25 protein-coding genes are annotated in these 22,061 nt (G+C 57.4%); 14 read left to right on the forward strand and 11 right to left on the reverse strand.

Going from position 1 to position 22,061, the window contains the following annotated elements:
- The first annotated feature begins 42 nt into the window (after positions 1 to 42).
- Positions 43 to 642 (forward strand): cob(I)yrinic acid a,c-diamide adenosyltransferase, encoded by a 600-nt coding sequence (gene cobO / locus ACR0L3_RS11860; protein WP_480745929.1) that lies wholly within the window; start codon positions 43 to 45, stop codon positions 640 to 642.
- 35 nt (positions 643 to 677) lie between these two features.
- Here cobO and ACR0L3_RS11865 read toward each other — a convergent pair whose 3' ends face one another.
- From ACR0L3_RS11865 to ACR0L3_RS11875, 3 genes are all read right to left on the reverse strand, one after another.
- On the reverse strand, positions 678 to 872 hold the full coding sequence (locus tag ACR0L3_RS11865; RefSeq protein WP_480745930.1) for a hypothetical protein: 195 nt from the start codon (positions 870 to 872) through the stop codon (positions 678 to 680).
- Between the two features lie 215 nt (positions 873 to 1,087).
- Positions 1,088 to 2,656, reverse strand: a complete 1,569-nt coding sequence (locus tag ACR0L3_RS11870) for an alkaline phosphatase D family protein (RefSeq protein ID WP_480745931.1) — start codon at positions 2,654 to 2,656, stop codon at positions 1,088 to 1,090.
- Between the two features lie 496 nt (positions 2,657 to 3,152).
- Positions 3,153 to 4,019 (reverse strand): branched-chain amino acid aminotransferase, encoded by an 867-nt coding sequence (locus ACR0L3_RS11875; protein ID WP_480745932.1) that lies wholly within the window; start codon positions 4,017 to 4,019, stop codon positions 3,153 to 3,155.
- Positions 4,020 to 4,179: 160 nt separating this feature from the next.
- Between ACR0L3_RS11875 and ACR0L3_RS11880 the strand changes: the two genes are divergently transcribed.
- From ACR0L3_RS11880 to ACR0L3_RS11930, 11 genes are all read left to right on the forward strand, one after another.
- Positions 4,180 to 4,692, forward strand: a complete 513-nt coding sequence (locus tag ACR0L3_RS11880) for a MarR family winged helix-turn-helix transcriptional regulator (RefSeq protein ID WP_480745934.1) — start codon at positions 4,180 to 4,182, stop codon at positions 4,690 to 4,692.
- Positions 4,689 to 5,390, forward strand: coding sequence for a response regulator (locus ACR0L3_RS11885; RefSeq protein ID WP_480745935.1), 702 nt, complete (start codon positions 4,689 to 4,691; stop codon positions 5,388 to 5,390). Before ACR0L3_RS11880 ends, ACR0L3_RS11885 begins: the two co-directional genes overlap by 4 nt.
- Positions 5,391 to 5,458: 68 nt before the next feature.
- Positions 5,459 to 6,385 carry a histone deacetylase family protein gene (locus ACR0L3_RS11890; RefSeq protein WP_480745936.1) on the forward strand — a complete coding sequence of 309 codons (927 nt, stop codon included), beginning with the start codon at positions 5,459 to 5,461 and terminating at the stop codon, positions 6,383 to 6,385.
- On the forward strand, positions 6,382 to 6,624 hold the full coding sequence (locus tag ACR0L3_RS11895) for an exodeoxyribonuclease VII small subunit (RefSeq protein ID WP_480745937.1): 243 nt from the start codon (positions 6,382 to 6,384) through the stop codon (positions 6,622 to 6,624). The genes ACR0L3_RS11890 and ACR0L3_RS11895 overlap by 4 nt, the downstream gene beginning before the upstream one ends.
- Positions 6,625 to 7,491 (forward strand): polyprenyl synthetase family protein, encoded by an 867-nt coding sequence (locus ACR0L3_RS11900; protein ID WP_480745939.1) that lies wholly within the window; start codon positions 6,625 to 6,627, stop codon positions 7,489 to 7,491.
- 16 nt (positions 7,492 to 7,507) lie between these two features.
- Positions 7,508 to 9,436 (forward strand): 1-deoxy-D-xylulose-5-phosphate synthase, encoded by a 1,929-nt coding sequence (gene dxs / locus ACR0L3_RS11905; protein WP_480745940.1) that lies wholly within the window; start codon positions 7,508 to 7,510, stop codon positions 9,434 to 9,436.
- Between the two features lie 231 nt (positions 9,437 to 9,667).
- Positions 9,668 to 10,093: a hypothetical protein gene (locus ACR0L3_RS11910; protein WP_480745941.1), complete on the forward strand. Its 426-nt coding sequence runs from the start codon at positions 9,668 to 9,670 to the stop codon at positions 10,091 to 10,093.
- Entirely contained in the window at positions 10,090 to 10,755 is a 666-nt protein-coding gene (locus tag ACR0L3_RS11915; RefSeq protein WP_480745942.1) for a MotA/TolQ/ExbB proton channel family protein, read from the forward strand. Before ACR0L3_RS11910 ends, ACR0L3_RS11915 begins: the two co-directional genes overlap by 4 nt.
- A 31-nt stretch (positions 10,756 to 10,786) precedes the next feature.
- Positions 10,787 to 11,113, forward strand: coding sequence for a biopolymer transporter ExbD (locus tag ACR0L3_RS11920; protein ID WP_480745943.1), 327 nt, complete (start codon positions 10,787 to 10,789; stop codon positions 11,111 to 11,113).
- Positions 11,110 to 11,487 (forward strand): ExbD/TolR family protein, encoded by a 378-nt coding sequence (locus tag ACR0L3_RS11925; RefSeq protein WP_480745944.1) that lies wholly within the window; start codon positions 11,110 to 11,112, stop codon positions 11,485 to 11,487. The genes ACR0L3_RS11920 and ACR0L3_RS11925 overlap by 4 nt, the downstream gene beginning before the upstream one ends.
- Positions 11,484 to 12,632: an energy transducer TonB family protein gene (locus ACR0L3_RS11930; protein WP_480745945.1), complete on the forward strand. Its 1,149-nt coding sequence runs from the start codon at positions 11,484 to 11,486 to the stop codon at positions 12,630 to 12,632. The genes ACR0L3_RS11925 and ACR0L3_RS11930 overlap by 4 nt, the downstream gene beginning before the upstream one ends.
- A 24-nt stretch (positions 12,633 to 12,656) precedes the next feature.
- Here the strand turns inward: ACR0L3_RS11930 and ACR0L3_RS11935 are convergent, their stop codons facing one another.
- The 5 genes from ACR0L3_RS11935 to ACR0L3_RS11955 are packed head-to-tail and all read right to left on the reverse strand — an operon-like array spanning position 12,657 to position 16,863.
- Complete coding sequence (locus ACR0L3_RS11935) at positions 12,657 to 13,199, reverse strand: DUF3833 domain-containing protein (protein WP_480745946.1); 543 nt, start codon at positions 13,197 to 13,199, stop codon at positions 12,657 to 12,659.
- Positions 13,196 to 13,813 (reverse strand): DUF3833 domain-containing protein, encoded by a 618-nt coding sequence (locus ACR0L3_RS11940; protein ID WP_480745947.1) that lies wholly within the window; start codon positions 13,811 to 13,813, stop codon positions 13,196 to 13,198. The genes ACR0L3_RS11935 and ACR0L3_RS11940 overlap by 4 nt, the downstream gene beginning before the upstream one ends.
- On the reverse strand, positions 13,810 to 15,033 hold the full coding sequence (locus ACR0L3_RS11945; protein WP_480746109.1) for an MFS transporter: 1,224 nt from the start codon (positions 15,031 to 15,033) through the stop codon (positions 13,810 to 13,812). Before ACR0L3_RS11945 ends, ACR0L3_RS11940 begins: the two co-directional genes overlap by 4 nt.
- Positions 15,033 to 15,578, reverse strand: a complete 546-nt coding sequence (locus tag ACR0L3_RS11950; protein WP_480745948.1) for a hypothetical protein — start codon at positions 15,576 to 15,578, stop codon at positions 15,033 to 15,035. Before ACR0L3_RS11950 ends, ACR0L3_RS11945 begins: the two co-directional genes overlap by 1 nt.
- The gene (locus ACR0L3_RS11955) at positions 15,529 to 16,863 is read right to left on the reverse strand and encodes an NAD(P)/FAD-dependent oxidoreductase (protein WP_480745949.1); all 1,335 of its coding nucleotides are present in this window, start codon (positions 16,861 to 16,863) and stop codon (positions 15,529 to 15,531) included. Before ACR0L3_RS11955 ends, ACR0L3_RS11950 begins: the two co-directional genes overlap by 50 nt.
- A 167-nt stretch (positions 16,864 to 17,030) precedes the next feature.
- Between ACR0L3_RS11955 and ACR0L3_RS11960 the strand changes: the two genes are divergently transcribed.
- Positions 17,031 to 17,756, forward strand: a complete 726-nt coding sequence (locus ACR0L3_RS11960; RefSeq protein ID WP_480745950.1) for an SDR family NAD(P)-dependent oxidoreductase — start codon at positions 17,031 to 17,033, stop codon at positions 17,754 to 17,756.
- Between the two features lie 3 nt (positions 17,757 to 17,759).
- Here ACR0L3_RS11960 and ACR0L3_RS11965 read toward each other — a convergent pair whose 3' ends face one another.
- Positions 17,760 to 19,412, reverse strand: coding sequence for a DUF6504 family protein (locus tag ACR0L3_RS11965; protein WP_480745951.1), 1,653 nt, complete (start codon positions 19,410 to 19,412; stop codon positions 17,760 to 17,762).
- Between the two features lie 61 nt (positions 19,413 to 19,473).
- Positions 19,474 to 19,764, reverse strand: coding sequence for an I78 family peptidase inhibitor (locus ACR0L3_RS11970; RefSeq protein WP_480745952.1), 291 nt, complete (start codon positions 19,762 to 19,764; stop codon positions 19,474 to 19,476).
- A gap of 129 nt (positions 19,765 to 19,893) precedes the next feature.
- Here ACR0L3_RS11970 and ACR0L3_RS11975 point away from each other — a divergent pair, with 129 nt between their 5' ends.
- Positions 19,894 to 21,006, forward strand: coding sequence for an S-(hydroxymethyl)glutathione dehydrogenase/class III alcohol dehydrogenase (locus tag ACR0L3_RS11975; RefSeq protein WP_480745953.1), 1,113 nt, complete (start codon positions 19,894 to 19,896; stop codon positions 21,004 to 21,006).
- A 49-nt stretch (positions 21,007 to 21,055) separates the two neighbouring features.
- Here ACR0L3_RS11975 and ACR0L3_RS11980 read toward each other — a convergent pair whose 3' ends face one another.
- Positions 21,056 to 21,994 (reverse strand): DMT family transporter, encoded by a 939-nt coding sequence (locus ACR0L3_RS11980; RefSeq protein ID WP_480745954.1) that lies wholly within the window; start codon positions 21,992 to 21,994, stop codon positions 21,056 to 21,058.
- Between the last annotated feature and the right edge of the window lie 67 nt (positions 21,995 to 22,061).

Consider the following 22,061-nt stretch of genomic DNA (forward strand, 5'->3'; position numbering starts at 1 on the left):
CTTCCCCTAGGGTGTGCCCGACAAGAAAATCGAGGGTTTCCCATGAGCGACGCACAGGATCACAAGGAAAAAATGCAGAAGGTGCAGGCCCAGCACCGCAAGAAAGTCTCAGAAGCGGTCGACCCGAACCGAGGACTGGTGCTTATCAACACTGGCAAAGGTAAGGGTAAGTCTTCTGCCGCCTTTGGGGTGGTTATTCGCGCTTTGGGCTGGGGTCAGAAAGTTGCCGTTGTACAGTTCATCAAAGGCAAGTGGAAAACTGGCGAGCGGCGGTTTTTCGAGGAACGCGATCTGGTCACTTGGCACACGATGGGCGAAGGATTCACCTGGGACACACAAGACCGCGAGCGGGATATCGCAGCAGCCACTGCAGCTTTTGACAAGGCCTGCGCCCTGATGGCGAGCGGTGAGTACGATCTGGTCGTACTGGACGAGATCAACATTGCCCTACGCTATGAATACCTATCGGTTGATCAGGTGATTGAGGGACTGAAGCAACGTTCGGACAAGACTAGCGTATTTCTGACTGGTCGCGATGCTCCGCAAGCGTTGCGCGACTATGCGGACTTAGTCACGGAAATGACCGAAGAAAAGCATCCCTTTCAGGCAGGGATCAAAGCCCAACGCGGTGTTGATTTCTGAGGTTTAGAGCCTAAACAGCCCCAACTCGGGGGCTGTTATCCCGCCAAATTCTCATTGAGAAATCGAACTGACAGGCGGCGGCTCGCAGCACCGGCTGGCAAGTATTCCTGCAGATTGCTTGCAGCTTTTGGTGTCTTGTCGACATAGGCGCAAAAGTCGTCATCGCAGTTGCATCCGCACGCGGTGGCCGCCTCATGCCGTGCCATGATTTCGTCCAGTGGATCGCCCATGATCTCCTCCTGACCCCAGTATTTCGTTTCCGAGGCGGTGGCGGGCTCTCACCATGTCATTTGCTAAGCCCGCAAACCGCCTCGAAACCATGTGCTAGATGATCTCACATCTGGCGTTGCACTGTATCTGACTATTTTAGTCGGAATTTTCAAGACCACTCCAAAAAAAGCGCCGCGCAAATTTTGGCGCGACGCCAGTCTTGGGGAAACCCGATTCAGAGCGTGCGGTCTTGAGGGTCGAGCGTCACAGACCACAGTTCGGTATCAGCACGATCCATAAGTCGAACGGTCATTTGCTCGGTCGCTCCATCAATATCGACCAGACCGAAGAACTGTAGCCCTGCACTGGGCGGCAGGTTAACGCCCTGTCCCTCGGCTGGTGCCTTCACGAATTTAACTTCGGGTCCAAAAGTACCGTCCAGATCGTTCGGGCCGAATGTTCCAGCGTGTAAGGGGCCTGAGACAAATTCCCAAAACGGTTCAAAATCCTGGAATTTAGCCTTGTTAGGGTCATAGAAGTGCGCGGCGGTGTAGTGAACATCTGCCGTAAACCAAACTGTGTTGGTGATCCCAGCTGTCTTGATGAAGCGCAGTAAATCCGCGATCTCAAGCTCACGTCCTTTGGCTGGGCCGTTGTCGCCGTTCGATATCGCTTCGGCCCCGGCCTGTTCTTTCCAGTTGTCCCGTACGATCAGTCCAATGGGCATGTCGGACGCAATGACTTTCCATGTGGCGTTAGACGCTTCCAGTTCCCGCTTTAGCCAGTCCAGTTGCTCGGCCCCCAGAATGCGGGACTGATCGGTGATCTCAGTTTCCATCGAAGGGCCGTTTGGGCCGCGATAGCTGCGCAGATCCAAAAAGAACACGTCCAGCATCGGTCCATAGGAAATCTTGCGGTACACACGTCCCGGTTCCGCTGGTGTAATCCGCAACGGCGTCATCTCGTGAAAGGCGCGCCCGGCGCGGGATTGCAGCACATGGACGGACTTTTCGGTATAACGGTCGTCCGAGATCAGGTCTTTAGCGTCCGACCAGTTGTTGACCACTTCATGATCATCCCATTGAAAGAAAGTCGGGCAGACTGCGTTCATGGCGCGAACATGATCATCCATCATGTTGTATTTCCATTGGGCGCGGAATTCGTCCAATGTCTCTGCCACCTTGCGTTTTTCGTCGATCAGTGTGGTGTTTTTCCAGATCAGTTGACCGTCCTTTTCCACCTCATCTTGCATCGGACCATCGGCATAGATCGTGTCACCAGAGTGAATGAAGAAATCTGGTTTGTGCTGCGCCATGGTTGCGTAAGTACGCATACCTTCGTCATCAATGCCCCAGCCTTGCCCCGCCGTATCGCCTGACCAGGCAAAGCGGATATTCCGGCGCGAGGTCGGAGCAGTGCGGAATTGGCCCACAATAGGCTCTGATACTGTGTTGATGTCGCTCAGATCAGCGGCCACGAACCGATAGAAGATGTCCTGATCAGCAGGCAACCCTTCAACCAGACGCTTCACCGCAAAGTCGCTGTTGGGGATTGCATCCATAGGAGTAAGTTGTCGGGCGTCGGCGAAGCTCTCGGTGGTCGATACCTCCATCATCACCCGCGCCGGTCGGTCGGTGCGGGTCCAGATCATGCCAGAGCTTGTGTCCACATCGCCTGACTGTACGCCATGTGTAAAAACAGGGCGGGATGCGGCGCGGCTGATGGCGGGCATCGAAAGCGAAGCGGCAAATGCGGTGCTGCCTGCCAGAAACGCACGGCGGTTGGGGCGAAGGAATCGGGTCATATGGGCTCTCCTGTCTGGTGGTCTTAATGACCACGCGATTGGTGAGCGGCACTGAGCCGCCTGATTGTAAAACAAGTGGCTCAGATTCTTGAAAGTATCACGATGATATTGTGACACCTTTTTTAATGAACCACTCAGGCAGTCGCACCCATACCGGTGCGTTGAGCGGAATTACGGCGACCATCGCCGCGCCGTTCAGCCAGTAGTATATCGGATACAGGTCCGAAAACCCAAGTTGGACAGGGGTGGCGAGAAACACCGCGACCGCGTCAGGCGCGCTTGTGAACCAAGTCCAGATTCCCAAAGATCGGTCGGAACGAAGTGCCTAAAAAGCGGGTCGACGTTGTTGGCAATCAAGAGAGGAAATTGCTGAGCGGGTCCAAAAGGGTGGCAGCCAAAACCCTGATAGAGTGTTCGTTCTGCACATAAACCTGAACAGTTGGCAAAGAAAAACCCCCGCCAAAAGCGGGGGTAAAGAACGCGCAGATTGTGCAGATCAGGCCCGGACCAGCGCCTCGTAATCTGATGCAATCTCTCGGGTCAGGTCGCCCACCTCAAAGGTATAGTCACCGATTTGCCCGACCGGAGTGACCTCAGCTGCCGTACCGGTCAGCCAGCACTGTTCAAAATCCGCCATCTCTTCCGGTTTGATGCGGCGTTCGTGAACGGTGATGCCCTTGTCTTTCAGCATCTGAATAACAGTCTGACGCGTGATACCGTTCAGGAAGCAGTCAGCAAGCGGGGTATGCACTTCGCCATCCTTAACAAAGAACACGTTGGCGCCGGTTGCCTCGGCCACATAGCCGCGCCAATCCATGAACAGCGCATCCGAGCAGCCTTTGGCCTCGGCCTTATGCTTCGAGATGGTGCAGATCATGTAAAGACCTGCCGCCTTGGCATGGACTGGTATGGTTTCGGGGCTGGGGCGTTTCCATTCAGCAATGTCCAATTTGGCGCCTTGCATCTTGGCGTCGCCATAATAGGCACCCCATGGCCAGACGGCCACAGCCATGCGAACCGGGTTTTTGGCTGACGCCACGCCCATATCTTCGCCCGAGCCACGCCAGACCAGCGCACGCACATAGGCGTTCTGTAGGCCGCTGGCTTTCAACGCCTCTTCCTTGGCCGCTTCGATCTGATCGACGTCATAAGGCATTGGCATGTCCAAGGCCTCGGCCGAGGCGATCAGGCGCTCGGAATGTTCCCGGCTTTTGAAAATCTTACCGTTGTATGCGCGTTCGCCCTCGAAGACCGAGGAAGCATAGTGCATCGCATGAGAAAGGATGTGCACATTGGCATCGCGCCAAGGCACCAGTTTGCCATCCAACCAGATAACACCATCACGATCATCATACCCCGCCATGCGAAACCTCCTGAACCGGGTTGAATTTTGCGATTGTTGCGCCATTTAAGTCCGGACCGGACATAAAGTTGCGCAGAAACTGCGATTCGATACCTGTCCACTCTTGGAATGTCAATAACACTGACATAAAGTCGGTCTTTAGTAACGAATGAGGCAAACCATGTCGGATACGCGTCCCGCCCAAGTCTTTGGCGGAGAAAGCCTTTTGTTTTTGACCGACGAACAATTGCGGCAAGGGATTGAGGCGATGTTTTTCGCCTATCGCGGTTTCACGGCCGATCCCGATCGCATCCTAGCACAGATGGCCTATGGGCGGGCACATCACCGGGCTGTCCACTTTATAAATCGTGCGCCGGGAACGACTGTAAACAACCTGTTGGCCATTCTGGGCGTAACGAAACAGTCCCTGAACCGGGTGTTGCGAACGCTGATCGAGGATGGTCTGGTCGAAAGCCGCGTCGGTAAGGTGGACAAGCGTGAGCGGCATCTATTTCTAACCGAAAAAGGCAAGGCGCTTGAGACGAAACTGTCAGAAGCTCAGCGCGTTCGAATGCGAGCGGCTTACAAGGACGCCGGTCCCGAGGCGGTATCGGGGTTTCGCAAAGTTCTTGAAGCAATGATGGATGCTGATATGCGTCATGCCTATACGAAACTGCGGGATACCACCTCATGAGCGATATGGATGCCCATCTGCTGATCGTTGACGACGATGAGCGTATTCGTGATTTGCTCAAGAAGTTCCTGATGCGAAGCGGGTTTCTGGTCACGGCAGCCCGTGATGCGGCGCATGCGCGGCGGGTATTGTCCGGGTTGGATTTCGACATGATCGTGCTGGACGTAATGATGCCGGGCGAGGACGGGGTAAGTCTGACCAGAACACTGCGCGAAACCCATACGACGCCGATCTTGCTGTTGACCGCACGCGGGGAGACCGAGCACCGGATTGCCGGGCTTGAGGCCGGGGCGGATGACTATCTGGCAAAGCCGTTCGAACCAAAAGAGTTGTTGCTGCGTATCAACGCGATCCTGCGGCGGATGCCGGAAACGCCTGCGCAGGATACTGCAACCAAGATTCTGAACCTTGGCCCGATCCGCTATGACGCGGAACGCGGCGAGATGTGGCAAGGCGAAGAGCCCGTGCGGTTGACCGCGACAGAGAGCCAATTGATGAAGATTTTCTCGGCCCAGCCGGGCGAGCCTATCAGTCGGGCAAAGTTGGTTGAGGATCTGGGCCGCGATAAGGGGCAGGCGCAGGAGAGAGCTGTGGATGTGCAGATCACTCGCCTGCGTCGCAAGATTGAACAAGATCCCAAGCAGCCTCGGTATTTGCAGACGGTTCGGGGTGCGGGCTATATGTTGGCGCCGGACTGATTTGGCCGCTTCGCGGCGTTTTTTGCCTTCGGCGAGGATATTTTTAGCCAGATGAACAGGGGATTCTTATGAAAACCGCCCTTCTGACTCATGCGGATTGTTTGGGCCATGTTACGCCGGATGGGCATCCGGAAAGAGTGGCTCGGCTAGAGCACATCCTGCATGCTCTGGAATCGCTTGAACTGAACCGTGTCACAGCACCCTTAGCGGCAGATGACGACCTGTTGCGCGTGCACCCCGAGAGCTACATCCGGGACATTCGCAGCGCGCGTCCCTCCGAAGGCTTTGCGCAGATTGATGGGGATACGTTCATGTCTGCGGGTTCCGTTGATGCCGCTTATCGCGCGGCGGGGGCTGTGGTGCGGGCAGTGGATTTGGTGTTGGGCGGCGAGGCGCCGAACGCGTTTTGCGCGATCCGGCCGCCGGGACATCATGCTGAAACAGACACTGCGATGGGCTTTTGCCTGTTCGGCAACGCGGCGCTGGCGGCGAAACATGCGCTGGATCATCACGGGTTAAACAGAGTCGCCGTCGTGGATTTCGACGTGCATCACGGCAATGGCACGCAAGATTTGCTGTGGGATGAGAAGCGCGCGCTTGTGATCACCAGCCAGCAGATGCCGCTATGGCCCGGATCAGGTCGCACTGATGAGACTGGTGCCTTTGAAAACGTACTGAACATTCCTTTATCGCCGGGAACCGGTGGCGCCGAGATGCGTTCGGCATATGAAACACTCGTTTTCCCGCGTTTGCGTGCCTTTAAGCCGGAACTCATTATCATCTCAGCCGGATTTGATGCGCATCAGGACGATCCGCTGGCCAATTTGAACTGGTCCACAGGCGATTTTGGCTGGGTCACCGCCGAGCTGTGCAAGATTGCCGACGAGCTTTGTGAGGGACGTATCGTCTCGACTTTGGAAGGCGGGTATGATCTGAACGCATTGGCCGAGGCCACACGCGCCCATGTGGAAGAATTGATGAAAGCAGCCCGATGACCGATACCCCAGTTGATCAAATGACATTCGAACAGGCGATGAAAGAGCTTGAAGCCGTTGTTGGCCAGCTCGAGCGTGGCGATGTGGCGCTGGACCAGTCTATCGCTTTGTATGAACGCGGTGCGGCGTTGAAAAAGCGCTGCGAGGATGAGTTGAAGCGAGCTGAAGAAAAGGTTCACGCGATCACGTTGAACGCAGATGGTCAGCCGACCGGGACGACACCTGTCGAAGGTCAGTAAATGTTTCGCGAAAGGCTAGCGCAGGATGCGGCGCGCATTCAGGATCAGTTCGATCTGGTTCTGGGGGCGTTGGACGATCTGGATGTGACCCGAGCCATGGCTTATGCCACCGAGGGCGGTAAGCGGCTGCGTGGATTTTTGGTGCTGGAAAGCGCGCGTCTACACGATGTGAGTGAAGACCGTGCAATTTGGCCTGCCGCTGGGATCGAGGCGTTGCATGCCTATTCGCTGGTGCATGATGATCTACCTTGCATGGATGACGACGATCTGCGCCGCGGGCGACCGACCGTTCATGTAAAGTGGAATGAAGGCATTGCCGTTTTAGCCGGTGATGCATTGCAGACCTTGGCCTTCGAGCTTTGTGCGCGACCCGAAGTTGGAAACGCCGAAGTGCGGGCTGATTTGGCCCTGAGTTTGGCCAAGGCCAGCGGGGCGCAGGGAATGGTACTGGGTCAGGCGCTGGATATTGCGGCAGAAACGGCAGCGGATCCGCTGACGCTGAAAGAGATTACTCATCTGCAGGAAGGCAAGACCGGAGCCCTGTTTGAATGGTCGGCCTGCGCCGGTGCGCGGATGGCGCAAGCTGACCCCAAGCCATTGCGCCAATATGCCCAAGCGCTGGGGCTTGCTTTTCAGATCGCAGACGACATCATTGATGTAGAAGGTGATGCTGATAAGGCCGGAAAACGCCTGCAAAAAGATGCGGATGCAGGCAAAGCCACTTTTGTGTCGTTGCTAGGACTCGGCGCGGCCAAAGTCCGCGCTGCAGAGCTTATTGATCAGGCTTGCGCCGCATTGGATGACTACGGTGCCTCGGCTGAAACCTTGAAGGACGCCGCCCGCTTCGTTATTGCCCGGGACAGCTAAGCCAGGAACGCGCCATATGTCTGACCGCCCGAATACGCCCTTGCTGGACCTTGTGAGCCGCCCTGCGGATCTCAAGCAGTTTTCGGATGCGCAGTTGCATCAGGTGGCGCAAGAATTGCGGGCCGAGACAATCTCGGCCGTGTCTGTCACCGGTGGGCATCTGGGTGCTGGTCTGGGCGTGGTTGAATTGACTACGGCGCTGCACGCGGTATTTGACACGCCGCGCGACAAAATCATTTGGGACGTCGGCCACCAGTGTTATCCACATAAGATATTGACCGAGCGGCGCGACCGTATTCGAACCCTGCGCATGAAAGATGGCCTTAGTGGCTTCACAAAACGCAGCGAAAGCCCTTATGACCCGTTTGGCGCAGCCCATAGCTCTACTTCGATCAGCGCCGCGCTTGGGTTCTCGGTTGCCCGTGATCTGGGCGGCGTCACGCCCGAAGGGCTGGGCGATGCAATTGCGGTGATCGGCGATGGATCGATGTCTGCTGGTATGGCCTTTGAGGCGATGAACAACGCCGGTCACCTGCGTAAACGCCTGATCGTTATCCTGAACGACAATGAGATGAGCATCGCCCCACCTGTCGGCGCGCTGTCCAGCTATCTGTCGCGCATTTATACAGAGGCACCGTTTCACGATCTGAAAGCCGCCGCCAAGGGTGCGGTTTCGCTGCTGCCCGAGCCGTTCCGAGAAGGGGCCAAGCGCGCCAAGGAAATGCTGAAGGGCATGGCGATGGGCGGTACCTTCTTTGAGGAATTGGGTTTTTCCTATATCGGGCCAATCGACGGCCACGATATGGACCAGCTCTTGCCGGTTCTGCGGACAGTTAAGGCTCGTGCGACCGGCCCGATTCTGATCCACGTGCTGACAAAAAAGGGTAAGGGCTATGCCCCTGCCGAGCAGGCCCGCGATAAAGGTCATGCAACAGCGAAATTCGACGTCGTTACGGGTGAACAGAAAAAAGCGCCTTCTAACGCACCATCTTACACCTCGGTCTTTGGAAAGACGCTGGTGGATGAGGCCGGGCGGGACGACAAGATCGTCGCGGTCACTGCTGCGATGCCGGATGGCACTGGGCTAAATCTGTTTGCCGAGCGCTACCCGTCTCGTTGTTTCGACGTGGCAATTGCCGAGCAGCATGGCGTGACCTTCGCGGCGGCTCTGGCAGCCGGAGGAATGAAACCATTCTGCGCGATGTATTCAACCTTTTTGCAGCGTGGATATGATCAGGTGGTGCATGACGTGGCCATTCAGCGCCTGCCAGTGCGCTTTGCCATCGACCGCGCGGGGCTGGTGGGCGCGGACGGCGCGACCCATGCGGGTTCTTTTGACATTGCCTATTTGGCAAACCTGCCCGGCATGACCGTCATGGCCGCCGCCGATGAGGCAGAACTGATGCATATGGTCGCCACCGCTGCTGCCCATGACGACGGTCCGATCGCTTTCCGTTATCCGCGCGGCGAAGGCGTAGGTGTTGACTTGCCCGAACGAGGCGAAGTGCTTGAGATCGGCAAAGGCCGCATCATTCAAAAGGGCGCGCGAGTGGCGCTGCTGTCTTTCGGTACGCGACTGGCCGAGGTGCAAAAGGCCGCCGAGGCGCTTTCGGCGCGCGGTGTAACACCAACAATCGCCGACGCACGCTTTGCCAAGCCTCTGGATCGCGCGTTGATACTCGATTTGGCTGCCAACCACGAGGCTTTGATTACCATCGAAGAAGGCGCAATTGGCGGCTTTGGCAGCCATGTAGCGCAGCTTTTGGCGGAAGAAGGCGTGTTTGATCACGGGTTGAAATATCGCTCGATGGTGCTGCCGGATATCTTCATCGATCAAGCCAGCCCTGCGGACATGTACGCCGTGGCAGGGATGAATGCAGAACAGATCGAAGCCAAGGTGCTGTCGGTTCTGGGTGTGACAACCATTGGCGAAAAACGCGCCTAATTCTTCCTTGGAAAAAGCGTAACCTCGCATAGTCATCGCTGTGCTTTTTCCGTGATGGGTCGACCACGGTCGTGATGCGCCTTCGCTGGAAGATTGCGATGGGGTGGAACGGGCTGACATTCGCCTTTTATCACAATGATGTCGGCAACCCTTTCGCGCTCCAACAGTCTTGGATAAGACAGGATAACGCCGTCAGAGTCTGGCCTGCGTTGAACAACGGGGAGCGCATTCATGAAGTTTCATCGTACGGCCCTTGCTGCGATAATCTGCATTTTACCTTTAGCAGTTCAGGCCGAAACCCAGGCCAAGCCCGGCTTGCTGGTCGAGTTGAATGCGGTTCAGGACGTTGAAGGCGCCTGTCGGCTGACATTTCTGATTGAAAATGAAAGCAACACGTCAATTGAAAGCGCCAGCTATCAAGTCGTGATCTTCGATGCCTCAGGTGTTTTCGAACGCCTTACCCTGTTCGGGTTTCGGGATTTGCCAGCCGAGCGCCCGAGGGTGCGTCAATTCGATGTCCGAGATATCACCTGTCAAAACCTTGGGCGTGTTCTGATTAATGGTGTCAGCAGCTGTATTGTCGATGGGAGCGAAAGCAATATATGCGATCAAACGCCGACCCTGCGTAGCCGAACAGAAGTGGAGCTTTTGGGATGAGTTTTTTTGAGTCCCTCCGTGAAATCCTGAACCTTGGCGGGCCAGTCGTCGCCATTCTGATCGCCATGTCAGTGGTGACGTTGGCGGTGACGCTGTACAAGCTTTGGCAGTTTGCAGCTTCGGGCGTCGGACGGCACCGGGTGCTCTCGCAAGCGTTGGAAGCCTGGGATGCAGGCGACAAACAAACAGCCCGTGCGCGGCTGGCAAAAAGCCAAAGCTATCTCGCGCCGCTGGTGGGTGTGGCAATGGATGCACCGGATGCACCGGGTTTGGATCAACGTTTGGACGCCGAAGCCGGGTTGGCGTTGGCCGGGCTCGAACGTGGGTTTCGTCTGTTGGATACCGTAGCGCAGCTGGCACCTTTGTTGGGTCTGTTCGGTACGGTTTTGGGTATGATCGAGGCGTTCCGCAGCTTGCAAACTGCCGGGTCTTCGGTTGATCCGTCGCTGTTGGCCGGCGGCATTTGGGTGGCGCTGGTGACAACGGCTGTAGGATTGGCTGTGGCGATGCCGACCTCAATGGTGCTGTCGTGGTTCGAAAGCCGCACGGCGCGCGAACGTGTGTTCGCGGACAAGGCGCTGCGCACGGTTTTGGTGCCGGGGCAGGCGATACCTTTGGCAGAAGACACTCACACCATGGCGGCCACGCCCGGACATGCGTAACCGGGCACCCTTTGTCAGGCGGCCACTGGCGATGACACCGCTCATCGACGTGATCTTTTTGCTCTTGCTGTTCTTCATGCTGACCTCAACCTTTTCCAAATACGGTGAGATCGAGTTGAGCAACGCGACGGCAGGGGGTGCAGCCTCGGACTCGTCGCAGGATCGCGCATTTGTTCAGTTGGGAAGCGAACGTTTGGTTCTAAATGGCGCGACGGTCACACTGGAGGAACTGGCACAGCACGTGACGACGGGGCAAGTGTTGATCACCCTTGATCCTGGTACGACGGCGCAGCGACTTGTGGATCTGCTGGTGCTGCTGCGTGGACGAGAGGGTCTTAGCGTTTTGGTGCTGGAATGATCCGTGTAAATCGCCCTCAGCGCAAACGAGATTCAACGATCGCATTGATCAATGTCGTGTTTCTGATGCTGATCTTTTTCCTGATTGCGGGCACGGTGGCTACCCCGCTGGATCCGGATCTGAATTTGGTCGACACATCCGAGTTGGACGGACGCGAGCCACCTGACGCACTTGTCTTGCACCAAGACGGGACACTCAGTTTTCGCGGTGCGCCTATGGATCCTGAAACCTACATGGCCGGACGTGGTCCCGGACCGGTGCGGATCGTGCCGGACCGCGAGACTTCGGGCGCGCGGTTGATCGAAGTGACGGGGCAGTTGCGCCGTCTGGGTGCGCCGTCCGTGTTTGTCGTAACTGAAAAGGCTCTGGAATGATCCGGGGCTCGATCGTCATCGCGGCTCTGGCCGTGCTGTTGTCGCTGCTACTGCACTTGATGGGGTTAAGCTTGACCGCGCCGCGATTGGCAGAACAGCCCAGTCAGAGCGGTTCGTCAAACTCGGTCGAACTGAGTAACAGCTTCGAAGATTTGGTTGAATCCGTTGCTGAACCAGTTGAACCCGAACCCGAGGAGATACCCGAGCCGCCAGTCGAAGAGCCGCCTGAACCTGCTCCTGAACCGGCTGAGATTCCAACAAGTGAAGTACACGTGGCCTCGGACGATCCCAAGCAGACCTTCGCGCCGGATACCGGGACGTCCGAAGTCTTGCAGCCGGTTGCATCCGAACCCATAGAAACCGAAGCGCCCGAGACCGAAGACTCCACCGATGGCGACGCAAATGCCAGCGACGAAGTGGATGATACCCCGCCCGCTGAAACAGCCGAAGTCGTTGAAGCACCGGAAGGCAACCCTGATGCGTCTGAACCAATCGATGAAATCCCCGCCGCACCAGAGCCTGTCGAAACCGAGGAACTTGCCGCACTGCCTGAAGAGCCTGCGCAGTCTGTTGTCCCAGTAGTGCCAACCGAAAACGAAGTAATTGAGGCTGACATCCCGGCTGAAAGCGAGGCAGTCCCGGAAAACGAAGACGGTGATGATGGGTCTGAACTGGCCGTGACGTCTTCGATCCGTCCCCAATTACCAGATCGGCGCTTGCAGCCTGAGCCAGAGGGCGTCTTGAGCGGCAGCCGAGATTTCAGTGCGTTGCGGTTTCCGAGTCGCGAGGTCGAGTCGCCGCTGACCACTTATAGACGCAGGGGCGTCGATGCCTTTACGTCGGGTGAAAGTGGCGCGCGTTCAGGCGGGCGGAACCCTGGTAACTCGGACCGCACCAACTATGCCGGGCGGGTTCTTGTCCATCTGAACCGCGCGCCAATCGTCTACACGGCGGCGCGGGGATTTGCGAAAGTGTTCTTTCAGATCGATCCGGATGGCTCGCTAGCTTGGGTGGATGTGGTGGATAGCAACGGGACCCCGGATGTTGAGCGCGCCGCCAAGGCGCAGGTTCGAGCGGCCGAACCTTTTCCCAAACCGCCCGGAGGCGTTAGCCGCAAGCTGTCGTTTGTCTATTCAAGCAATTGACCGGGTCTGTCTGGGAATTGGATCTTACTTCTTTTCAAAGAACAAAATGACCTCGCCCAGTCGCACACCGTATCGCGAGACATAGGCGCGGTTCAGTAGACGGTCGTCGCTCAGCAACCACATCCAGTCATCGAAATTGACCCGCATGGTGCCGTCTTTCACCGGCAGGTCGATCTTGTATTTCCAATTGAACGTATCGCCACGCTCAACCCCGCTGGCGGTTCCCAACACGCCGGGTGCCGTTCCGGTCCAGGTGTCCTCGCCGGTTTTGGTCAGGGTCCAGACGCGTTGCTCGGTTGCACCGTCGTCATAAACAAAATCCTCGACCAAAGTCAGGGTCTTGCCGTCCCAAGTGCCTTCGATATCGACGGTGAAACGGCGTGGAACGTTGCCCAGAACATCTTGAAACTGACCGTAGGCAACGGTTTTGCCTTCGAAAAACTCCTCGAGATTGAGTTGCTTGTCGGACAGAAAGCTCTTGGGCACACGCGGTTTGGCCGAGCAAGCCGCAAGGGCGGCCAGCCCCGCGACGGCAAGCGCCAAGACCAGAATTCGACGGGCGGTCATTGCAGAGTCCTCATCTCTGCCGTTGCGTCATAGCCGTTGGAGCCGTTGACATGAGCTGCATTAGTCTCTGGTGCCGGGCGCATCGTCGCGACCAATTCGGCGACTTTGAATCCGAATTTACGCATTTCGGACCTGTTCATAATTACACCGTTCTCGGTCAGGTACATCCAATCTGTGACATCCAAGGTGTGACCACCAGCATCCTCGGGCAGTATGATCCGGTACGTCAGTTTGACGGTTGAGCCAGAGATCGTACCTTTACCTTCGCCGACAATGTCATCTGCTGTGGCGATGAACGTGTTCCCAGTACCCAGCGTCAGGTACCACTTGCGCGTCATCGTCTTGCCGTTGGAATAGGTAAAGTATTCGGCCAGTGTGCCCGTATTGCCGTCCCATTCTCCGACCATACGCGCGACAAAGCTGTTCGACACCTTGCCATTGGGACCATAGATCAAACCTTCGGACAGGATTTCACCGTTCAGAGCCTCTTTCATCTTAAATTCCGGCCCTGTGCCTGTGTAATCCGAGGGCGATTGCGACCGAAAGCTAAGGAAACGGTTTCTGGCAATGAACAAAGCCAGAATGGCGAGAAGTAGAAGAGCAAGCGTATTCATTTGGCTGTGACCTCCGTAGGCAGTGTCAGGACCAGCCCGAACGCGCCGAGTTTCAGGATGCAGGGCAGCACGGCATAGGCGAGGGTGAGTGTCCGCAACGCCTCGGCCGAGTTTGCTTGACCTGGAGTGAAACCGCTGCGTTCCAACAGCGGCAGTGTGAAAAAGGCAGCAAGGGCGAGGCCCAACTTGCCTGCAAAAGACCAGATGCCGAATGCGGCCGAAGCGTTCAGTCCCGCGCGTGTAAGCACGACCGAGAACATGGCCGGCAGCACCACCATATCCGCCCCTAAAGCTGCGCCTGAGGCCAGACAGATCACAGCGAAACCAGTAAGGTTTCCAGCCGATAACATGGCGGCACCAATAAAGCTCGCGATGGACAATGGCATGGCGATCATCAATGTCTGTTTCGGGCCAATGCGGTTGCTCAGTTTGGCCCAAAGCGGCACCGTCGCTCCGGCGCTGAGGAAGAACAGGATAAGCAGCGGTCCGGCCTTTCCCGCTAGTTGCAGGCGGTCTTCGACAAAAAAAAGGAACAGGGTCGAGGTAATGGCCACTGGCAGGCTGTTGACCAGCGCAAGTAGGAGCAGGCGTAGTGCTCCGGCCTGGCCGAGCCCGGCAAAAGACAGGCCCTCACCAGTGATCGGCGTGCGCCGCCACATTGGTAAAGTCAGGGTCAATGTCAGGATAGCGAGCAGTCCCAGAAACATACCAAACGCTGGATAACCTTGCGCGCCCGCCCCGAAAGCAACGAACAGCGCCGGGGCGCTGGCGGCGAGCACGACGCCAGTCAGCTGCCCACCTTCGCGCCAAGCGGCCAGCGTCATCAACTCTTTCGGTTCCGGGCGTTTCGCCAGCGTTGCGCTGCGACCATATAGAAGGATTGTTCCGAGGCTATAGGCCGAGAATAACAAGACCAGAACAGACACTAACGCGGCTATACTCGCCTCGTTGGACAGGCCAAACAACAATGGGAAACCGATTGCCAAACCTATTGTCGCCCCGGCAGCGAACAGAATCTGTGCATTTGGCCAGCGGTCGATAGCCCAACCAATCAACGGATCCTGCACCAGATCAACCAGCCGGATAGCCAGCAAGACTGTACCAATCACCCCCAGTCCTATGCCCAGATTGACTGCCGCAAATCGTGGGAGGTGTATGTATAATGGAATGCCTGCAGCTGCCAACATCAGGGCATAAAGGCTGACCCGAGGATACAGCATCATTGGCCTTTCAGTTGGCGGGTGAAGCTGGCGGATCTGGTGTCATTGCCCAGGAAAATGGACATAAATGCACGTTTGGCACCCGGATAAGACAGCGTACATGTCTTTTGACCGTTGCGCCAAAACCCGACGTTGTTCGGACCTTCTGAAATCGCGATGTAGGTGTCACCCTTGCTGACGGACTGGAAGCATTGTTCCAACTGGCCCTGTGTCGGCGCTGGATTCCCTTGGCGCGCCATCTCATCCAGCGTGGATTCGACCAGCGCCTTCTGTTTCAGATTCTTGCGATACGTCAGCTGCAGGCCAAAATCTTCATTCCAGCCAAATGCGCTGCCGTTCGGTGTGTAGAGTTTTGCATCATAGATCGGAACGCCCACAAACCGGAACGTCGCGCTGCCCTTAAGCTGCGCATCATTCAGTGTTTGAGTTATCGGCGATGCAGCCAGCGCGCAGGGGGTCAGCATTACAATGTTGACCAACGCTGCGCGGCAGGTTTCAGAGATCAGCCGATGCAGGGATGGCCGGGTCTTTTGCAAGCATGCCATTGTCAGCTCCGAGTGTATGCGGGGTGCCGTTCAAGCGCTCGACAACATGAATCGCGCTGGCAATCCCGTCTTCGTGAAATCCATGCCGGTTGTAGGCACCGGCAAACCACGTTCGGTTCTGTCCCTGCATCTCGCGGATTTGCCCTTGTGCCTTCAGGGCGGCTTTGTCGAATACCGGATGGGCAAATTCGACCTGATCATAGATTTTATCCGCGGGTATTTCTGACGACGCGTTTAGCGTCACGAACAGCGGATCGCTGTCCGGAATGTTTTGCAACCGGTTCATCCAGTACGTAACGCCTACATTCCCGGCCTGCGAGCGATATGTCCAGCTGGACCAGCAGGCGCGCCGCCGGGGCATTTGACTCGGGTCACAATGCAGTACGGCGGCATTGGGTTGGTATCGAATAGACCCTAATGCAGCTTTTTCCGCGTTGGTGGCGGCCCCGCCTAGAATGGCAAGTGACTGATCGGAATGCGTGGCCAGGATTATTTCGTCGAACAAGTCTGCCTGCCCCTGGCTGTGAACTGTCACACCAGTTTCATCACGATGGACGTGGTCCACGGGCGAAGCCAAACGGATTTCGCTACCCCGTGCGCGCAGCGCGGCGTCGATCCGGCGAACATATTCGATGCTGCCGCCCTTCACTGTGTACCACTGATGCTGGTTGGCGCGGCCACTGGCCAATAGGGCGTGGTTGCGGAAGAACTGTACTAGAGAGCGGGCCGGAAACTGATCCACGAACTCAACCGGGGTGGACCAGATCGCACCGCACATCGGCATAAGATAGTTGTGGCGGAACCAATGGCCCAGACGCAATTGGTCTACCAGCTCTCCGATCGTCGTATCGTCGTCCTGGGCGGCCTCGGGGGCTTCTTTTCCAAATCGTACGATGTCGGCGATCATCTTGTAATAAGCAGGCCGGGCAAGATTGCGTTTCTGCGCTGTTAGCGTGCGCAGGTTATTCAGTCCGTACTCGATGCGGCCATTGTCAATTGTGGCGCCAAAACTCATCTCGGACTTGGTGACCGGCACGTTGAGTTCGTCAAAAAGGCGCGTTAGATAGGGGTATGTGGCATAGTTGAAGACGATGAACCCGGTATCTACAGGCTGATCCCCGTTTTTACCGGCCAATACGCTACGTGCGTGTCCGCCCAGTCGCGGTTCGGCTTCAAACACGGTCACATCGTTGTTTTCTGATAGATAGTAGGCGGCCGACAAGCCTGAGATACCTGCACCAACTACTGCGATTTTCTTGCGTACGCCTCGGGTTTCGTCGAACATGCCATCCTCTTTGTGCGACATTTTACAGTAGGATACGCATGGTATGCGGGGGTGGATCAATCTGATTAGATGTTTTTCGCAAATGTACTATGTTGTGGCCCTTGGTGATGTGATCCAGCCACTTGCGCCAGCCGTAATACCTGCATCACAACGGAAATGACCGAGGCATGAGCAGCTTTAACGGAAAAACCTATTGGATCATCGGTGCCAGCGAAGGTCTGGGCCGTGCGCTGGCCGAGGCTTTGAGCCGTGAAGGCGCGCATCTGATCCTGTCGGCGCGCAACGTCGACCGTCTGACCGAGATCTGCGCTGCGTTGCCTAATGCTCATGTTGTGCCGTGTGACGTGACCGATCTGGATTCCGTGCGTCGTGCTGCGGTTGAGGCCGGAGAAGTGGACGGGCTGGTCTATAATGCCGGGGCCTATGAGCCGATGCGCTCAGGCGATTGGGATACCGAAGCCGTGTTGGCGATGACGGATGTGAATTATACCGGCGCGCTGCGGGTTTTGGGTGAAACGGTGCGCAGGTTTGTACGTGCGGGCCGTGGGGACATTACACTTATTGGGTCTCTGTCCGGCTATAGGGGTTTGCCTGCGGCGGTGGGCTATGCGGCCAGCAAGGCAGCACTGGTCTCGCTGGCGGAAACGATGCGGTTCGATCTGGCAGGCACGGGGGTGACGGTGAGGATTGTCAATCCGGGCTTCATCAAGACCCGCCTGACCGAAAAAAACAATTTCAAGATGCCGATGTTGATGACGCCCGAAGACGCGGCAGAGCGGGTGGTCAAGGCGATGTCGCGCCGTCGCTTCCGGACTGATTTCCCTGCTCCGTTTTCATGGGTTATCCGGTTGCTGGATTACTTGCCTGATTGGCTGGTTTATCGTGGAAAATAGACTCTAACAAAACTGTCCCTGGCAAAACCAGCCCGCCGACATGGTGCCGCCATGGCCGTAAAACAGCCAGAGACGTTCCCCCTGCTCCGTTACCACGACCCAGTAATCCCGTACGCCGCTGCGCCAGTTGGGCTCATCCAGCCACCATTCCGGCGCGATCCGTTCCGGGCCGGTGGCCTGCGCCAGCTGCCAGTCGCGCCCGCGCCAGCGAAAGGCGCTGGGCACGTTTGGGGTTTCCGGTGCCATAACCGGTTCGGGCTGCCACATCTGCAAGGGGCGAGGTCGTGCAGGCGCTGGCCAGTCGCGAGCGGGCTCGGACCATGCGGCGGCCAGCGTTTGCGCGGTTTTCTCTGGGATATGCGAGGCTGCGGGATGGCGCCGTGTGATCACCTCAAGCCCAACCCGAGCGCCCAGTTTGCCGATTAGGTCGTCGACGGCGGTGTTGCCTTCCAGCCGGTTGCGCACGGCGCGGCTGGCTTCGGCATGACCGGTCATGGTACGAGCGTGGACTGGTTCGGTCTGCACGGCCTCAAGCCGCAGCATATCGATGCCATAGCCCGCATCGATCTTGTCAATCTTCATCTCTAACAAAGGGCGAATACGGTATTTGTCATAGGTCGGGCGGGCCAGACCGACCTCAATAATCTCAGCCGCCTGATCAGCGCGGTGGGCTTCCAGCCGTAATGTACGGACACCGCGCGCTTTTTCTTCCAGCTTAGCACAGAGCGTCGGTAGCACTCGGTCGATCGCAGCCATCACATCCTCGGTCAGCCCAATCGGATTGGGTAGGGTCATCCGCACCGCGAATTGATGCGGGGGACGGGCAGGGGAAACTGGTTCGGGTGCGCTGCCCATGGCCTGATCCAGCCGCAGTACCAGCCCGCGTCCGAACCGGCGCGCGAGGGACGCGCGCGGCTGTCCCAGCAGATCACTGATCCGGCGTAGGCCCAGACGGTTCAACTGCGCCACCACCTGATCCTCAAGCCGCAACGCCGCGATGGGCAGGGGGCTGAGCGCCCCATAGGACTGTCCCGGCGCGGCGATCCGGGCACCACCACCCAAGGCCATCACCTGTGGCGCAGCCCCGCCTTTGGTCCAGTGCCGCCGCTTGGTTGCGCGGGCGCGGGTGGCGCGGGCCTCTTGGCTGATGGCGTCTCCATTACGATCCGATGTGGCCTTTTGCCCGGCATAGCGCGCCAAAGCCCATGCGGAACCTAGCGTATCTGCAATGCCCATCTGCACGCTCAGGCCCATATCGGCGCAGTCGGTTTCCAAAACGCTCAGCAGTGCCTCTTCGCCACCAAAAAGATGCGCGCAGCCCGACAGGTCTACAATCAACCCGTCCGGCGCTTCTTCGGCCACCCAGGGGCTGAACTTGCCCGCCCAACGGCGCAGTGCGGTCAGGAACGCGGCCTCGGCCGGAGCGTTACGGGGGCGGGTGAGTAGGTTGGCGCACATGGCATGGGCATCACGCACTGGTTGACCCACGCGCAGACCGGCGGCCTGCGCCTCGGCATTTAGCGAGGTGATGACTTGCATGTTCGACTGTTCGGCCACGACGGCCAAAGGCCCATCCTGCAGGCCCCGCGCAGCGCGGACCAGCCGTTCAGCCCCCAGACGGGGAAACCAGAGCGAAAGTATTCGGCGTTTTGGCATCGGCAGACATCAAAATGTTCCTATTTTATTCTTATCCTGGAATCACCGCCTGAGTCCACGCTTACCCGCAGGTCAGGCGCTGAATAATTCCCCCGCCATTCACAAAGACATTCAACCGATCAATGCGATAATCCTGTGTGGCAATGTCATCCGGACCAAGCACGCGTGATCGTTCGGGCAAGTTTGCCTGAATGGTCGAGACTGGCTGGCCAACGGAATCAGCAAATGCTTCGCCCTCACAAAAGGCCAGATCAACCGGTGAAGCATCGGGTGTATTTCGGACATTTTCGGCCGGCGGTGCGGTTCCGGCACAGGCGGCCAGCAAGATTAAAATTGGCATAAAACGGCGCATTGGCGTTCCTCTTTCCGGCAATGTCGTTTCTGTAATATCAAATGTTTAGCAAACCTGTCACCAAAGCACAGTTGAAAACGTCCCGCGATTGACGCAGGGTCGGGTCAAAGAAGACAGGGAGACAATGAAATGCGTACCCGTGCCGCCGTCGCCGTTCAGGCGGGCAAACCTTTGGAAGTAATGGATGTGAACCTAGAAGGTCCCAAAGCGGGTGAGGTTCTAGTCGAGATCAAAGCCACCGGAATTTGCCACACCGACGAATTCACCCTGTCGGGCGCAGACCCCGAGGGTTTGTTCCCCGCCATTCTGGGTCACGAAGGTGCAGGTGTGGTGGTTGAGGTCGGTCCGGGCGTGACCAGCTTGAAACCGGGTGATCATGTGATCCCGCTTTACACCCCCGAATGTCGTGAGTGTGAATACTGTCTGCACCCCAAGACCAACCTGTGTCAGGCGATCCGCAGCACCCAGGGCCAGGGCTTGATGCCGGACGGAACCTCGCGTTTTTCGACGTTGGACGGCGATCCGATCCTGCACTACATGGGCTGCTCGACCTTCTCGAACCACACGGTTCTGCCGGAAATCGCGCTGGCCAAGGTTCGAGAGGACGCACCCTTCGACAAGATTTGCTATATCGGTTGCGGTGTGACGACCGGTATCGGTGCGGTGATCAACACCGCCAAGGTAGAAATCGGAAGCCGTGCCATTGTATTCGGTCTTGGCGGTATCGGCCTGAACGTGATCCAAGGTCTGCGTTTGGCCGGGGCCGACCAGATCGTCGGTGTCGACCTGAACCCGTCAAAAGTTGAGATGGCCACAAAGTTCGGCATGACCGATTTCGTGAACCCCAAAGAGGTCGAAGGCGATCTGGTTCCCTATCTGGTTGACCTGACCAAGGGTGGCGCCGATTACACCTTTGACGCCACCGGCAATGTCGGCGTGATGCGTGACGCGTTGGAATCGGCGCACAAAGGTTGGGGTGAGTCGATCATTATCGGCGTAGCACCCGCGGGCGCGGAAATCTCGACTCGTCCGTTCCAACTGGTCACCGGTCGCTCTTGGCGCGGTACTGCCTTTGGCGGCGCACGTGGTCGGACTGATGTACCCAAGATCGTTGACTGGTACATGGAAGGGAAGATCGAGATCGACCCGATGATCACGCACACCATGGGTCTGGACGATATCAACCACGGCTTTGATCTGATGCACCGAGGTGAGAGCATTCGGTCGGTTGTGGTCTACTAAGACCCAAAACCATAGATAAAATTGAACGGCGCGCTGATATGCGCGCCGTTTATTCGCCGGGCCGTGACGCCCCTGTATCCGACCGTGGTGAGCGCACCCGAAGGACCGGGGTGTTGGTTGATGTGGTGTTTGATCGGCTCTCGCGCCAGACCACAAAAACGCCCGAAGCGATGATAATGCTGGCTCCGACTGCAACCCAGCCGTCCGGGCGCTCGCCAAAGAAGATCATGCCAAAGAGCGTAGCCCAGATGATCTGGCTGTACTGGCTTGGTGCAACGACCCCTGCAGGTGCAGCACGATAGGCAAGGATGATCAGGTGTTGCGCGATGACCGAGAACACCCCGACCAGCGCCATCATCGCTAGATGCAACAGCGAAGGCGGCTGGTAGACGGCAGGTTGCATCAGGCTCATGACCAGAATGGCTAGAAGCATCGGGTAAAGGATCAGCACGGCCGAGCGTTCTTCGTTTCCGATCTTTCGCACCAAAACAGACCCTAACGCGCTGCAAAACGCTGCCGTTAAGGCGGCCATGTGGCCGAGTGTGATGTCCGTCGCTCCGGGGCGCAAGACAATCAGTACACCGATCAGGCCGACGCCGACGGCGGCCCAACGCTGCGCGCGCACGACCTCTCCTAATATCGGGATCGACAGAACCGTCACGAACAGTGGGAAGGCAAACAGCAAGGAATAGACCTCGGCCAGTGGCAGAACCGAAAACGAGTAAAATGCGCAGACCATAGATGTGACCATCAGGGCTGAGCGTAGAAGTACAAGCCACGGATGATGCGGTAGGAAGTTGCCCGTTGTGCGGTCGGTCAGGATTGTCACCGCCATCGGCACAAAGGAAAACAGCGTGGCGAAGAAGATGATCTGCATCACCGAGTAGGTCCCACCCAGCACCTTGATCAGCGCGTCATGGCTGGCAAAGACCGCGAATCCCAGAAACGCGAAACCAAGTCCCCTGAGGGTGGTGTTTTGAGTGCTCATCGTTGTGGCCTCGGGTGATGTCGGTGTGGTGGCTCTGTGCCGTTGCAGCGAAATGGGCTGTCTTTCC

It is taken from the genome of Ruegeria sp. CK1 (assembly GCF_056536545.1).